General features: G+C 58.2%; 7 protein-coding genes, 1 tRNA gene and 2 pseudogenes. 4 read left to right on the plus strand and 6 right to left on the minus strand.

Annotated elements, in window-relative coordinates; all coding sequences use genetic code 11:
* Positions 1-10: 10 nt before the first annotated feature.
* Positions 11-1,228, plus strand: coding sequence for a multidrug effflux MFS transporter (locus I6G83_RS21900; protein ID WP_232238934.1), 1,218 nt, complete (start codon positions 11-13; stop codon positions 1,226-1,228).
* A 137-nt stretch (positions 1,229-1,365) separates the two neighbouring features.
* Here the strand turns inward: I6G83_RS21900 and I6G83_RS21905 are convergent, their stop codons facing one another.
* The 3 genes from I6G83_RS21905 to nac all read right to left on the minus strand — a co-directional run bounded on the left by I6G83_RS21905 (position 1,366) and on the right by nac (position 11,837).
* Positions 1,366-6,486: an autotransporter family protein gene (locus I6G83_RS21905; protein ID WP_062779074.1), complete on the minus strand. Its 5,121-nt coding sequence runs from the start codon at positions 6,484-6,486 to the stop codon at positions 1,366-1,368.
* Between the two features lie 166 nt (positions 6,487-6,652).
* Positions 6,653-10,741, minus strand: coding sequence for an autotransporter outer membrane beta-barrel domain-containing protein (locus tag I6G83_RS21910; RefSeq protein ID WP_062779071.1), 4,089 nt, complete (start codon positions 10,739-10,741; stop codon positions 6,653-6,655).
* A gap of 172 nt (positions 10,742-10,913) precedes the next feature.
* Entirely contained in the window at positions 10,914-11,837 is a 924-nt protein-coding gene (gene nac / locus I6G83_RS21915) for a nitrogen assimilation transcriptional regulator NAC (protein WP_015672978.1), read from the minus strand.
* A gap of 319 nt (positions 11,838-12,156) precedes the next feature.
* Between nac and I6G83_RS21920 the strand changes: the two genes are divergently transcribed.
* Positions 12,157-12,232, plus strand: a tRNA-Asn gene (locus I6G83_RS21920).
* Between the two features lie 158 nt (positions 12,233-12,390).
* Positions 12,391-12,557, plus strand: a pseudogene (locus I6G83_RS23605) (Arm DNA-binding domain-containing protein); the annotation flags it as partial.
* Here the strand turns inward: I6G83_RS23605 and I6G83_RS21925 are convergent.
* From I6G83_RS21925 to I6G83_RS21935, 3 genes are read right to left on the minus strand one after another with little or no spacing between them, the layout of a single operon-like run.
* A complete protein-coding gene (locus I6G83_RS21925; protein WP_371851008.1) occupies positions 12,505-12,789 on the minus strand; it encodes an aminotransferase class I/II-fold pyridoxal phosphate-dependent enzyme in 285 nt (94 codons plus the stop codon). The pseudogene I6G83_RS23605 and the gene I6G83_RS21925 sit on opposite strands and share 53 nt — an antisense overlap.
* A gap of 11 nt (positions 12,790-12,800) precedes the next feature.
* Complete coding sequence (locus I6G83_RS21930) at positions 12,801-14,132, minus strand: LLM class flavin-dependent oxidoreductase (RefSeq protein WP_054307232.1); 1,332 nt, start codon at positions 14,130-14,132, stop codon at positions 12,801-12,803.
* Between the two features lie 4 nt (positions 14,133-14,136).
* Positions 14,137-14,559 (minus strand): dehydroquinate synthase/iron-containing alcohol dehydrogenase family protein, encoded by a 423-nt coding sequence (locus I6G83_RS21935; protein WP_054307233.1) that lies wholly within the window; start codon positions 14,557-14,559, stop codon positions 14,137-14,139.
* Positions 14,560-14,912: 353 nt separating this feature from the next.
* Between I6G83_RS21935 and I6G83_RS23685 the strand changes: the two are divergent.
* Positions 14,913-15,104: pseudogene (locus tag I6G83_RS23685) on the plus strand (adenylosuccinate lyase); the annotation flags it as partial.
* Positions 15,105-15,157: the final 53 nt, after the last annotated feature.

The raw sequence follows: 15,157 nt of genomic DNA on the forward strand, positions 1-15,157 counted from the left end.
GAGAGCTACCATGCAAGGTACAAAGAAAGTTCTGTTTCTGGTTTACGTCGCGCTGCTGTCCACGATCGGGCTGTTTGCCTCCGATCTCTACCTGCCGGCGCTTGCCAATATTCAGCAGTTTTATCAGACCAATGCCGGCAATGTCGGCCTGTCGCTGAGCATCTATATGGCCGGTTTCTCCTTCGGCCAGCTGTTCTACGGCGCCCTCTCCGACCAACTGGGGCGTAAAGCGCCGCTGGTGGTCGGCCTGGCGCTGTTTCTGGCCGGCACGCTGGGCTGCCTGTATGCGACCAGCATCGAAGTTTTCCTGCTGTGTCGCCTGATTCAGTCCATTGGCTGCTGCGCGGCCTATGTTCTGTGGCAACCGATGATTGTCGATCTCTTTGAGGGGCATGAGGTTCAGAAATTATTCACCATGATGATGGCCCTGGGCGGCCTCTCGCCGGCGCTGGCGCCGCTGATTGGCGGATACGTGACCGCCGCATTTGGCTGGAAAATGGTGTTCTGGCTGCTGTTCGCCCTGACGCTGGCGCTGCTCGCCTGGACGCTGTTTATCTATCGGGAATCATTGGCGCCGGCTAACCGCAGCCGCTTCTCTGCCTCACGGGTGCTGAAAAGCTACGGTTCCTTCTTGTCGAGCCGCTTTTTTATGGGGCATGCCGGCGCGATCGCCTGCGGCATTACCCAGTACCTGGTGTTTTTATCGCTGCTGCCGTTTATTTTGTCGCATATCGGTTATTCCGCCAGCACGATCGGCCTAATGTACCTGCCCATTGCCCTGACGTTTATCGCCGGTACCGAAGTGGCCAAACGCCTGTACCCGTCGTTGGGTGACGGCGGCTGTATGCGGGCCGGGATTATCCTGGGCTGCACCGGCGCGGCGCTGCTGTTTATCACCCCCATTTTCATCCCTATCACCTCCGCCTGGAAGATTATCACGCCTTTCTGCCTGATCACCTTCGGTAACGGCTTCCTGGTGCCCACCGGTTCTGCCTATCTGATTAAACATTTCGCCAACCAGGCCGGCGCCTGCGCCAGCTCGCTCGGCTTTATGGTCACCACGGTGGCGTTTGTCTCCATCAGCGTCGCCTCATTGCTTACCGCATCGCTGGGCATGACCGGCGCCATGACCGCCACGATATTGTTATTCGCCGCGCTGATGGCGCTGTCGTTTATCTGGAGCCATAAATCACGGGCAGAACGCGAACTGGCCATAAACGTAGAATAATGCGCCCTTAACGATAAACCGCCGTTGAAATCTCCCCTCCTCGGCGGTTTTTTATCACTGCCGTGTCTACAAAATAAAACGCCCGATGGCATCATCGGGCGTTAACGATCATCTTCCGTCATCCTGTCGCGGATAAATCAGAACGAGACCGTCAGCTGTGCATTAACCGAGTTGGCCTGCTGCTGCGAGCCATACTGCCCCTGATAGGACACCCCGACCCGCGTTGAACGCGTCAGCGGCACATCGAGACCGACGCCCACCACCGCCACGTCCTTGTCCACCGGCGCACCCTTGCTGGTGAAGCTGTCGCCGCTGGCGAACGCCATCCGCGCCGAAGTGTCCGTATCGCCATACGCATGCTGCCAGCCCAGTTTGCCGTGCAGCGTTACGTCTACCCCTGACACCGGGATATCCGTCGCACCGCGCAGCCCCAGCGTCGAGTAGAAGGTGTTCATCGTTTCATCCTTCACGCTCAGCGCCGCCGCGCCGCCCTGCTCCTGCACCGCATCCGTATGCAGACGCACGTAGCTCAGGTTGACGAACGGCTCCACGCTCGCCGCTTCATAGCGCAGCCGGTAGCCCAGCTCCGTAAACGCCTGCAGCGTATTGCCGTCGTAATCCCCCGTCAGACGGTCGCGGTAGCCGCCGAAGCCCACGTTGCGCTCGCTCTCTATCCGGTGCCAGCTGTAGCCCACACCGCCGCGCAGCGCCAGCGCATCGCGCTGCCCTGCACCATACAGACCCAGATGGTAGTTGTTGCTGTGGCCTGACGACGAACGGCTGTCGACGTCGAAACGCGTGCGGCTGTAGCCCGCGTACGCGCCCGCCCGCACCCCGTCGCTCAGCTCACGATCTGCGCCCACCAGGAAACCGCCGGTGTTGCTGTCCAGCTTGCCGACGTTGCCGTCGCCCTTGCTGCGCGTCCAGCTGCCGAACATCTGGCCCCAGGCCCCGTTGCGCTCACGCTCCGGGCTCTGCACCAGGCTCATCGCCAGCGGCGGCACCGGCAGGCTGTCGCCGTCGAACATCGTCTGCATATGCTGGTTCACCACGCTGCCTACCAGCGTGCCGCTCTGCTGCAGGCTCGCCTGCACCGACGCATACTGCTCGCCGGACAGCTGGTTAAACGCATCCCGCGCCTCGGCCGCGTTCAGCATCAGCAGCGCGTTGTACAGCCCGAGCGACGGCCCCTGCTGCGCCAGCGAGCTCAGTGCTCCGGCGGTATTCCACTGGTTGTCGCTGGTCGCCACCGTCTGGAAGATGCCCGGTGCCTCCGGCTTGCCGCCGCTATCACCGTCGTCGCCACCGCCGGTATGACCGTCGTCACCCCCGCCGCTATGACCATCGTCACCCCCGCCGCTATGACCATCGTCACCGCCGCCGCTATGACCATCGTCACCGCCGCCGCTATGACCATCGTCACCGCCGCCGGTATTACCGTCATCACCCCCGCCGCTATGGCCGCCGTCACCGCCGCCGGTTTCTTTCTGCCGGATGGTCAGATCGACATTTTGCCGATCGCGCGTCAACTCCGTGTCCAAAAAGGCCGAGTCCAGCACCGCTTCGCTGAACATGCCTTTAATACCGTCGCCAGAGGTTAAGATGCGATAGGTCTGTCCGTCCTGATAGCTGGTGTGCGGGTCAAGGGCATTGACCAGCACCTTAACGTCCTTGCCGATAGTCGTTTCACCCTGCATCCCCACCGTATCGCTGCGACCGTCCGCGGCAATGTCCACATCGTAGAACGCGCCATCCTTAAAGGTCAGATAGCTCCTGACGGTCAATTTACCTATATCGCCGTCGCCGGGGGAAAGATGGCCGCCGCTTTCTACCACCGTACGGCCAATGGTCGCATTGCCGCCCAGCACGCCGCCGGATTCAACAAACAGCGAACTGGAAAAACCCGGGTTACCCAGTGATTGTTCGATAAAAGCACCCACGGTGCCGTTAAGAATCAGCGTACCGCCATCTTCCACACGCAGTTCCTGATACCTTGGGTAAAAACTAATGTTGGTCGCCATGTCACCATTGAGCGTCAGCTTGCCGCCCTTAACGAAAACATACCCATTGTATCCGGTAAGATCTCCGCTCAGCGTGGTCTGGCCGGCCACATTAACCATCGTGCCGTCACCGTTGACGGTATTGGCAAATTGGTAATCGCTTGCAGTGTGATTAAAGATGATGGAACGCTGCATGCCCATGTTGTAGGTTAAAGTATCCACCACAATGTTCGGGTCCAGGATGCCTGGCGCCTGCGCCTCACCCAACGCCGGCAGATTCCAGATCTCATGACCATTGACATCCGTAGGCGAATAACCGTCAAAATAGCCGCGGCTGCCGATAATCAGCGCCGTATTCAGCGCCAGTTTACTGCCATCGTTACTGAAGCGGCCATTGTTGGCTAATGACAACACGCCCACCCCGCTGTATCCCCGAGAGTGCAGGTGCGCCCCGTCACCGCTGATATAAATCTCTGACGTTTTTGTACTGTCCCAAGGATGGTTGCCCACCACCAATTCGCCGGTCGTCACCTGTGCACCGTCCAGCACGTCCAGCTCCCCGGCCAGCGCCAGCCGGTTGGCTACCTGCCATGTACTGTCTTTACCGGCAATGGCCACTTTCGGGCTGTATCGGTAGTCGGTATTGTCCGGCCCATAGCTCACCGTGGCATCGCCGGTGACCAGGTGGGCGCCGTTCTCCACCCGCACCGTCGCCTGCGGCTGGCTCTCGGAGCCGACCACCAGGTTTTTGGCGCTGAAGGTGCCGCCGTCAATCAGTAAATCGCTGACCTGATTCTGCCCGACGCTGGCCGTACCGCCATAGGAAACCGAATGGGAAATATGCCGGCTACCGTCAAGAAGTGCATCGCCGACAGGCCCGAGCTGCTTCACGATCAGATCGACAAACTGCTTGCCGTGCTCAAGCGTTGCGTCTAAAAACGCCGAGTCCAGCACCGCGGCGCTGAACGTGCCGTCGATATCCTTTTCAGACGTGAGGATGCGGTAAGTTTGTCCATTCTGATAGCTGACATGCGGATCAAGGGCATTAACCTGGACCTTGACGTCCTTGCCGATGGTGGTCTGGCCCACGACCGCCGTGCTGTCGCTGCGGCCGTCTGCGGCAATATCCACGTCGTAGAAGGCGCCGTCGTTAAAGGTCAGATAGCTGTTGATAGCAAACTTGCCGATGCCGCCGTCTCCGGGGGAAAGATGGCCGCCGTTTTCCACCACCGTGCGGCCTATGGTCGCATCGCCGCCCAGCACGCCGCCGGATTCAACAAACAGTGAGGTCGAAAAGCCGACATTACGGGCAAACATTCCCATCGTACCGTTAAGGATCAGCGTTCCGCCGTCTTCAACGCGCAGTTTATGCTCTTTTAACAGCTGATAATCAGGATTGGTGCCCAGATCGGTATTGATGGTCAGCTTGCCGCCCTTGACGAACACATCGCCGAAGTAATTGCCGAGATCGCCGGTCAACGTCGTCTGACCGGCGACATTAGCCATCACGCCGCTGCCGGTGAGAGTATTGGCGAACGTGTAATCACTTGCGGTATGGTTAAAAATAATGGTCGGCGCGGTCAGGGCAATGCCCGGATCGAGTAGCCCGGGCGCCTGCGCCCCACCCAACGTAGGCGGCGTCCAACTGTTATCACCATCTGCGGGCACATAGCCGTCAAAAGAAGCGCGACTGCCGATAACCAGCGCCTTTTTCAGCGCCAGCTTGCCGCCGTCGTTGCTGAAGCGGCCATTGTCAGCTAATGACAGGACATCAACGTCGCTGCGCCCCTGAGAATGCAGGCGTGAGCCTTCACCACTGACGTAAATATCCGCGCTTTTTGTGCCGTTCCAGGGCCGGTCGGCCACCGCCAGCTCGCCGGCCGTCACCTGTGCACCGTCCAGCACATCCAGCTTGCCGGCCAGCGCCAGCCGGTTGGCAATCTGCCATTCGCTGCCTTTACCGGCGACGGCCACTTTCGGGCCGTATCGGTAGTCGGTATCGTCCGGCCCATAGCTCACCGTGGCATCGCCGGTGACCAGGTGGGCGCCGTTCTCCACCCGCACCGTCGCCTGCGGCTGGCTCTCGGAGCCGACCACCAGGTTTTTAGCGCTGAAGGTGCCGCCGTCAATCAGTAAATCGCTGACCTGATTCTGCCCGACGCTGACCGTACCGCCATAGGAGACCGAATGAGAAATATGCCGGCTACCGTCCAGGATCACATCGCCGACGGCCCCGAGCTGCTTCACGATCAGATCGACAAACTGCTTGCCGTGCTCAAGCGTCGCGTCTAAAAACGCCGACTTCAGCACCGCAGCGCTGAACGTGCCGTCGATATCCTTTTCAGACGTGAGGATGCGGTAAGTTTGTCCATCCTGATAGCTGGCATGCGGGTCAAGGGCATTAACCTGAACCTTGACGTCCTTGCCGATGGTGGTCTGGCCCACTACCGCCGTACTGTCGCTGCGGCCGTCGGCGGCGATATCCACATCATAGAGCGCGCCGTCGTTAAAGGTCAGATAGCTGTTGATATCAAACTTGCCGATGCCGCCGTCGCCGGGGGAAAAATGCCCGTCACGCTCCACCACCGTGCGGCCGATGGTCGCGGTGCCGCCCAGTATGCCGCCGGGTTCAACAAACAGTGAGGTTGAAAAACCGATATTGCGCGCAAATCTCCCTATCGTGCCGTTAAGGATCAACGTCCCGCCATCTTCGGCATAGAGATGCTGCGTTCTGATCAGCAGGTCATCTTCCGTGCCGATATCGGTATTAACCGTCAGCTTGCCGTCTTTGGCGAAAATGTGCCCGTTATAACGACTGAGATCGCCGGTTAACTCCGTATTTCCGGCAACATTCGCTATTGTCCCGTCGCCGATGATGGCATTCACAAAGCGGTAACCATCTGTGGTATGGTTAAAGCTAATAGAATTCGACATTCCCATATTATACGTATCGGTATCCACCACGATGTCGGCATCCAGCACACCGAGCGCCTGCGCCGGCCCCGACGTCGACAGCCGCCATACCTTACCGTTTTCATCCTGGGACGGAGTACCATCCAGGCTGCCGATAATAAATGCGCCGTTCACATATATCGGGTTAATATCGCCCGCGCGTCCCACGCTATCCTCTGCCTTAATATTTTCCGCATAGGACGCGCTGATATTACCCGCCAGCGTCAACGCCGCCGCCAGTGCGACATACAGCCGCGACAGCCGGGTTTTGACCGGTAACGATGGATACCCCCAGAGCTTCTCCATATACCATCCCTCTGTTTGATTATTGTTATGCCGCCAACCGCGGCACAATAAGGCTGGCATAGGAACGGGGAATGCGCCACGCGGGCGCCGGAATTCAGAATAGGATTGTTTGAAATAAAAAGGGCTGCCGGAGAATCCGGCAGCCCGCACCTGTAAATACGGCGGGTTAGAACGAGACCGTCAGCTGTGCATTGACCGAGTTGGCCTGCTGCTGAGAGCCATACTGCCCCTGATAGGATACCCCGATCCGCGTTGAACGCGTCAGCGGCACATCAAGACCAACGCCCACCACCGCCACGTCCTTGTCCACCGGCGCACCCTTGCTGGTGAAGCTGTCGCCGCTGGCGAACGCCATCCGCGCCGAAGTGTCCGTATCGCCATACGCGTGCTGCCAGCCCAGTTTGCCGTGCAGCGTTACGTCTACCCCTGACACCGGGATATCCGTCGCACCGCGCAGCCCCAGCGTCGAGTAGAAGGTGTTCATCGTTTCATCCTTCACGCTCAGCGCCGCCGCGCCGCCCTGCTCTTGCACCGCATCCGTATGCAGACGCACGTAGCTCAGGTTGACGAACGGCTCCACGCTCGCCGCTTCATAGCGCAGCCGGTAGCCCAGCTCCGTAAACGCCTGCAACGTATTACCGTCGTAATCCCCCGTCAGACGGTCGCGATAGCCGCCGAAGCCCACGTTGCGCTCGCTCTCTATCCGGTGCCAGCTGTAGCCCACACCGCCGCGCAGCGCCAGCGCATCGCGCTGACCCGCCCCATACAGGCCCAGATGGTAGTTGTTGCTGTGGCCCGACGACGCCCGGCTATCTACGTCGAAACGCGTGCGGCTGTAGCCCGCGTACGCGCCCGCCCGCACCCCGTCGCTCAGCTCACGGTCTGCCCCCACCAGGAAACCGCCGGTGTTGCTGTCCAGCTTGCCGACGTTGCCGTCGCCCTTGCTGCGCGTCCAGCTGCCGAACATCTGACCCCAGGCCCCGTTGCGCTCGCGCTCCGGGCTCTGCACCAGGCTCATCGCCAGCGGCGGCACCGTCAGGCTGTCGCCGTCGAACATCGTCTGCATATGCTGGTTCACCACGCTGCCTACCAGCGTGCCGCTCTGCTGCAGGCTCGCCTGCACCGACGCATACTGCTCGCCGGACAGCTGGTTAAACGCATCCCGCGCCTCGGCCGCGTTCAGCATCAGCAGCGCGTTGTATAGCCCGAGCGACGGCCCCTGCTGCGCCAGCGAGCTCAGCGCCCCGGCGGTGTTCCACTGGTTGTCGCTGGTCGCCACCGTCTGGAAGATGCCCGGCGCGTCCGGCTTGCCGCCGCTATCGCCGTCGTCGCCACCGCCGCTATGACCGTCATCACCGCCGCCGCTATGACCATCGTCACCGCCGCCGCTATGACCATCGTCACCGCCGCCGCTATGACCATCGTCACCGCCGCCGCTATGGCCGTCATCACCACCGCCGGTATGGCCGTCATCACCGCCGCCGGTATGACCATCGTCACCGCCGCCGCTATGGCCGTCGTCACCACCGCCGCCGGTCTCTTTCTGCCGGATGGTCAGATCGACGTTTTGATGATCGCGCGTCAACTCCGTGTCCAAAAAGGCCGAGTCCAGCACCGCTTCACTGAACATACCGTTAACGCCGCCGCCGGCGGTCAGAATGCGGTAGGTTTGCCCATCCCGATAGCTGGTGTGCGGATCGAGGGTATTGACCAATACCTTGACGTTCTTATCAATGTAGGCGCCGCCCTGTGACCTCACATAGTCGCTGCGGCCATCCGCGGCGATATCAACGTCATAAAACGCGCCCTCATTGAAGCCCAAATTACTCTTAATGATAAATTGACCGATAGCGTTATTGTCAGGATCCCCGGGGGAAAGATGGCTTCCGCGCCCGATACTCACCCGGCCTGTCGTCGCATTACCGCGCAGTACACTGCCGCTGCCTACGAACAATGCCGTTGAAAAATCCGTAAACCCTGGAGAAACCTCGATGATATGCCCCACATTACCGTTAAGCAGCAGCGTTCCGCCGTTCTCTACCGCCAACCCTTGTAGTTTTTCGGACTCCTCCACGTTCGTGCCTACATCACCGTCAATCGTTAACTTGCCGCCCTTAACGAAAATGCGCCCGCCGTATTGCGAGAGATCGCCGGTCAGCGTGGTCTGCCCGGCCACGTTGGCCATCGATCCACTGCCGATGATGGTATTGGCGAACTGATAGTCGTCCGACGTATGGTTAAAAATAATCGACCCCCGCATACCCCGATGGTCGGTTGGCGTGGTGATCACAATATCGCGGTCAATCACGCCGGGCGCCTGCGCCTCGCCCAGCGTAGGCAGCGGCCAGATCTCGTGGCCGTAAGGGCCATCCGCCGAATAGCCGTCAAAAGAGGCGCGGCTGCCGATCACCAGCGCGCTGCGCGGCGTTAACTGTTTATTATCGTTACTGAAGCGCCCGCCGTTTGCCAGCGCCAGCACATCGGCGTCGGTAGTTCCCCGGGTGTGCAGATGCGAGCCTTCACCGCTGACGTAAATTTCCGCAGATTTTTTCGCCTCGGCGGGACGTTCAGAGGCCAGCAGATCGCCAACCTTCACCTGCGCGCCGTCCAGCACGTCCAACTTGCCGGCGAGCGACAGCCAGTCGTTGACCTGCCACTCACTGCCTTTACCGCTGATCGTCGCCATCGGCCGGTGTTGATAGTCGGCATCATCCAGACCGTAGTCGATCCTTGCCCGTTCGGTCACCAATTTAGCCCCGTTCTCCACCTGCACCGCCGCCTGCGACTGGCGTTCAGAGCCGATAATCAGCTTTTTAGCGCTGAACGTACCGCCGTCTATCAACCACTTGCTGGCTTTATCCTGACCCATACTGACCGCGCCGGCATAGGAGACAGACTGGGAAACGTGGCGATCGCCGTCCAGCGTCACATCACCGCCGGGGGTAATTTGTTTAATCAGCAGATCGATAAACTGCTGGCCGCGTTTAAAGGTCGCTTCCAGAAAGGCCGAATCCAGCACCGCTTCGCTGAACATGCCGGCAATATCTTTTTCGGAGGTGAGTATGCGGTAGGTCTGTTCATCCTGATAGCTGGTGTAGGGATCCAGCATATTCACCAGCACCTTCACGTTGTTGCCGATCGTCGTCTGACCGACCACCGCCATGGTATCGCTGCGGCCGTCGGCGGCGATATCCACGTCATAAAACGCGCCGTCTTTAAAGGTCAGATAGCTGTTGATGTCGAACTTGCCCGTGCTGCCGTCGCCGGGAGCAATATGGCCGCCGCCCTCGATAATCGTACGACCGATGGTCGCATCGCCGCCCAGCCTCGCGCCGGGATCAACAAACAGTGAAGTGGTAAAACCGATGCCGCGTCCAAATCCCCCGATGGTGCCGTTGAGGATCAGCGTACCGCCGCGCTCAACGTATAAACCTTGATAAGGAGGATCACTCTTGTAGCGCCCCACATCAGAGTTAATCGTCAGCTTGCCGCCTTTAACGAAAATATCGCCGTGGAACTCACTGAGGTCGCCGGACATGGTGGTATTGCCGGCAAAATTGGCTATTGACGCATGTCCCTCGTCGTCCCTGACGCTGTTGACAAACTGATAGTCATCCGCAGTATGGTTGAAGATGAGGGAGTTCCAGCGCCCGCCCAAATATGTATCACGATCAAAGAAGACGACGATATTAGGATCCAATATGCCGGGCGCCTGTGCTTCCCCCAGGGTAAAAATATCCCACCCTTTCTCCACCACATCTTCATCATCCTGCGCATGGCCATCCAGGGTGCCGCGACTGCCTATTATCAGGCCGCCATGGATCTCTAACCTATCACTCGCGCTGCTAAAACGGCCATGATCGGACAGAGAGAGGATTTCAATTCTCGGATAACTTTCTATTTGCAGATGCGAACCGCTGCCGCTAACGACAATTTCCGTCGAACGGTTAGTGCCAACAATCGAGCCTGCCGAATCCAGCCGGCCGATGCTCATCACACCGCCATCCAGCACATACAGCCCGGCGCTGATCGACAGTACATCACTGACCCGCCACTCGCTGCCCTTACCGCTGACCTTACCGAATCCGGCGCCGTCCACCTCTCTGATCCGCTTCTCGCCGTTTTCGACATTGATGTTTTCCGCATAGGCCGCGCCGACCGTACCGGCCAGCGTCAGCGCCGCCGCCAGCGCGACATACAGCCGCGACAGCCGGGTTTTGACCGGTAACGATGGATGCCCCCAGAGCTTTTCCATATACCATCCCTCTGTTTGATTGTTATTATGCCGCCAACCGCGGCCCAATAAGGCTGGCAGAGGAACAAAGAATGCGCCACGCAGGGCGCAACAATTCAGAAAAGACGTGCGGAAGGCAACCTGCGCCGTCCGCTGCCGGGGAAAGGTAGGAAGAAACAGTCGCCTGGCGGCGTTACTGCACCAGCGTCAGCGCGCGTTTCGGCTGGTTCGGCGCGGTAATCATCGCCAATAATTGTGCTTTAACCGCCTGCGCCGCTTCAGACAGCGGCTGCTGAACGGACACGCACAGCGCCAAGGGCAGCGCCAACGACGGGTTGCTGATGCGCGCCATCCAGGCTCTGGCCGGGCCGGTCAGCGCCCGCGCGGCGGACTCCGGCAGAATGGTCGCCCCCAGTCCCCCGGCGATGGCGGCGCTGAGCATGGTCGGCGATTCAATTTCACCGACCACGTTCAGCGCCAGCTTACGCACCGCCATCGCGTCTTCCACCTGATCGCGCACGCTGTCTCCCCGGTGCGGTAAAAACAGGTTCAGCCGCGCCAGCGCCCGCAGATCGATGTAGTCACCGGGGTTGGGTACCGAACGCGACGCCACCAGATACAGATCTTCCTTCGCCAACACCGTGGTGTTGAACCCCTGCGGCGCCTTTGCGCCGTATATCACCGCCATATCCAGCGCACAGCTGGCAACCTGATCGGTCAGCGCCGGGCCGGTATCTTCATGCAGACGCAGCAGAATGCCGGGGTGCGCATCGCGCATCGCCTGCAGCAGCGGCGTCGCCAGCTGCGCGGCGGCGCAGCCGGATGCGAAACCAAGCGCGACCTGCCCGCTGACCGCCAGCCCGATATTACTGACGGCGGCCTGCGTCTGCTCACACATGCGCAGAATCGTCTGCGCGTGGGCATAAAGAATATTGCCCGCCTCGGTCGGCATCACGCCGCGTTTGCTGCGAATCAACAGCTGCTGCTGGAGTTCGCCTTCCAGCGTCGCCAACTGCTGGCTTAACGCCGGTTGCGCAATATGCAGCACTTCCGCTGCCTGCGTCAGGCTGCCGATATCGACGATTTTGACAAAATATTTAAGACGTCTGAAATTCATGGAGCCCCCGTTATGCGCAAAAGAACAACGTTAACCCCACAGCAAGATCCGGGCCATAATCAGGGGGAAAAACCAATAACGTCGCCAACAGGCTAAAAAAAAAGGGAAAAGCGACAACCTCCAGCGGCGGCGATATGCGCGCAAACGCCGGCGGCGGCGGCCCGCTGCACCAAAAAGAAGCAATGTTGCCTGCCGGCGCGCGTCCAACCACTCAAGAATGCAGCAGGTTGGGCATTCTTGCAGCAAACGCGCCAAAATGCGTTTTTTCAGGCTTTACAAGCCCCGGCGGCCTCGCTATTATGCGCCCCGTTCACACGATTCCTCTGTAGTTCAGTCGGTAGAACGGCGGACTGTTAATCCGTATGTCACTGGTTCGAGTCCAGTCAGAGGAGCCATATTTATGTTTTCATGCATCTTCACGAATCTTTATACGAATTAGATTCAAAAAGTTAGCGTGAAAATCCTTCCCGATGCATTTTCATTCCCCCTCCGCATCGGGAAAGATTGGTGGTTTGCTTTTGGGTCATGTCAGTTCGATTATGGTGTGAGCGCCATATGTCTCAACACTACAATCCGCAGCTTAAAACCATCCGCTCAACCTTTCAAAGTTTCCGATTATCATGGCCTGTACCTTTCGAGTCACGTCTCTGGTATCTCAAATATCGTCTCAATGGTAAAGAATCCCACCTCGGCTTAGGTGCCTGTCCCGATGTTTCTCTGGTGCCTCACGCAACGCCGGAGTCCCCGGCGTCGGCGTGTATTTAGTTTCGCCACGCGCAATCGCCTCGTATGCCACCTGTTTAACGTGATCGGGTGTATCAAAATCCGGTTCGCCGGTGGTGAGATTCAAAATATCCACTCCGGCTTTTTTCAGGTCATTGGGGTGCTGTTTCTCCGCCGCATTAGCGGAAAGTGACACGCGCTGAACGCGGCCTGACAAAGAAATCGTCATCGACGCTAAAGTTAAGACTGAGGGGTAAAGTCAGGCTCAGGCAGACCGAGGTTTTCACGCAGCGTGCTGAATTCATATTCTTCACGGAACAACCCGCGACGACGCAATTCGGGGATCACCAGCTCAACAAACAGCGAAAGCTGTTCCGGCATCACTGCAGGCATGATGTTAAAACCGTCTGCCCCGCCTTCTTCCAGCCAATGCTGGAAATCATCGGCGATATCTTCCGCCGTACCGATCAGCACGCGATGCCCACGCGAACCGGCAGCAATTGCGGCCAGTTCACGTAAGGTCAGATTTTCGCGATACGCCAGATCGGTCAGCAGTTTCACACGGCTCTGATTACCTTCACCGGCAGGCACATCCGGCACCGGCCCGTCGAGCGGAAACACACTCAGATCCATATTAAAGCGGGTGGACAGTTGGCGGATGCCATTATCAATATCTACCAGCGAATTCAGTTCGCGCCAGGTTTCGCGCGCCTCTTCCCGTGTGCGGCCGACAATGGGCATTACGCCCGGCAAAATCAGCACATGTTCCGGGTTACGTCCGGCCTCTTTCACCTGCTGTTTCTGCGCACGGTAAAACGTCTGTGCTTCTTCCAGCGTTGCGGCAGCGGTAAATACCACTTCGGCGGTGGCCGCTGCCAGTTTCTGGCCGTCAGCAGAAGAACCCGCTTCGATAATCACCGGACGCCCCTGCGGCGAACGGGTAATATTCAGCGGCCCCTGTACCTGAAAATACTTGCCCTGATGGTTCACCGAATTGATTTTCTCATTGACGAAATACTGGCCGCTGGCGTTGTCCGGCTGCACCGCCCCTTCCTGCCAGCCTTCCCACAGTTTGAACGTCACCTCGAGAAACTCATGTGCTACGGCGTAACGTTCAGCATGCGCGGGCATATCGTCACGGCTGAAATTGCGCGCCACATCCGTTGAAAACGACGTCACCACGTTCCACGCCGCCCGGCCGTGGCTGATGTGATCAAGAGAAGAAAAGCTGCGTGCCAGATTAAACGGATTGCTGAATGTCGTTGAAGCCGTGGCGGCCAGCCCGATATGGCGGGTTTGCACTGCCAGTGCCGACAGCAGAGTCAGCGGTTCGAGCCGCGCCATGGTAGACGGCAAACGGTAGACGCTGGTTGCCAGGGCATCGCCAATGAAGAACATATCAAATTTTCCCTCTTCGGCTTTTTTGGCGATCCACGTCAGCCAGTCGATATCGGTCGGCGAACCGAGGTTTTCAGTTAAGCGCCAGCCACTGACATGATGCCCGAGCGGCTGCACAAACAGACCAAGACGCAATTGATGGGTGTTTTTTGAAGAAGATGAAGAAGAGGTCATGGCGTTATCCCTGAGAATAATGGTGAATTTCAGTTGCCCGCAGGGCTTTTTCGATATTTTCCGCAGCCATTGAGAACGGCAAGCGGGCGGCATTTTCGGTGGAGAATTTCACTTCGCGGGCAATGGCCGCGATGATCATGTCACGGTCGCCATTCAGTGGCGGCAGTGCCAGCGTGGCGTTTTGTTCCCGTACGCTGACCAGATGCGTTTTGATAGCCGCATCGGAGCATTCCGTGGTGAGAAAATTGACCTGCCAGCGAATACCGGCCGCCTTCAGGCTGGCTTCCAGTTGCGGATTCACCGCCCGCCACGCTTTCGGGCTGGTGATGATCGCGATATCGGAGGAATGATCGGCAAGCAGCTCACCGGTGCGTGAAAGCAGGCCCGGTTGATAATGATAGGTCTGCGGTGATTTTATGGCGAACACGTCGATGCCCTGTATTTGTCGTCTGGTTAAAGAGAAACTGCCCGTAATTAAACGGGAACTTGATGTGGGATATATTCAAGTGTTCTTGAAAATATCCTACGGGAATTGAAAAAATTAAAAAAGAGCTAAGTGCGCATCCTTATTAACTTATTCGCAATAGCATAGATTAATTTTCGCTATAACCTACAAACCCCTTGCATCCGGTGCTAAATAAAAGAAATGATAGTGTCAGGCAGGACTAATTTAACGAAATAAAAACAGATGCGTCTGAAATTCCCTTATATCCGACTGGTTTGTTTTTAATTACAACCTTAAAAACAACGTTAATCAACCCTTATTAAGAAGAGAGTATTATGTCCTCACATCCGATAGCTTTTCTTTTACTTGGTAATAATTTTGGCACACCAGAAATGCGGAAAATCTGGTCAGCGCAAAATCGCCTGACACAGCAAATAAATGTCGACGTTGCGCTGGCATCAGCCGAAGGTGAACTGGGTGTGATTTCGCAACAGGCCGCGCTGAGCATTGCGAAGCTGGCGACCAGTATTACTGAACAGGATCTTGACCACGGGTTGGATCCGGCCCATTACACCGGCAG

The organism is Serratia rubidaea, from assembly GCF_016026735.1.
In the GTDB taxonomy this organism is placed as follows: domain Bacteria; phylum Pseudomonadota; class Gammaproteobacteria; order Enterobacterales; family Enterobacteriaceae; genus Serratia_B; species Serratia_B rubidaea.

Bases quoted from the DNA above. Each gene is read 5' to 3' on its own strand.
- I6G83_RS21930 (WP_054307232.1), bottom strand. From the start codon at position 14,132: ATGACCTCTTCTTCATCTTCTTCAAAAAACACCCATCAATTGCGTCTT.
- I6G83_RS21905 (WP_062779074.1), bottom strand. From the start codon at position 6,486: ATGGAGAAGCTCTGGGGGTATCCATCGTTACCGGTCAAAACCCGGCTG.
- I6G83_RS21900 (WP_232238934.1), top strand. From the start codon at position 11: ATGCAAGGTACAAAGAAAGTTCTGTTTCTGGTTTACGTCGCGCTGCTG.
- nac (WP_015672978.1), bottom strand. From the start codon at position 11,837: ATGAATTTCAGACGTCTTAAATATTTTGTCAAAATCGTCGATATCGGC.
- I6G83_RS21910 (WP_062779071.1), bottom strand. From the start codon at position 10,741: ATGGAAAAGCTCTGGGGGCATCCATCGTTACCGGTCAAAACCCGGCTG.
- I6G83_RS21925 (WP_371851008.1), bottom strand. From the start codon at position 12,789: ATGACGATTTCTTTGTCAGGCCGCGTTCAGCGCGTGTCACTTTCCGCT.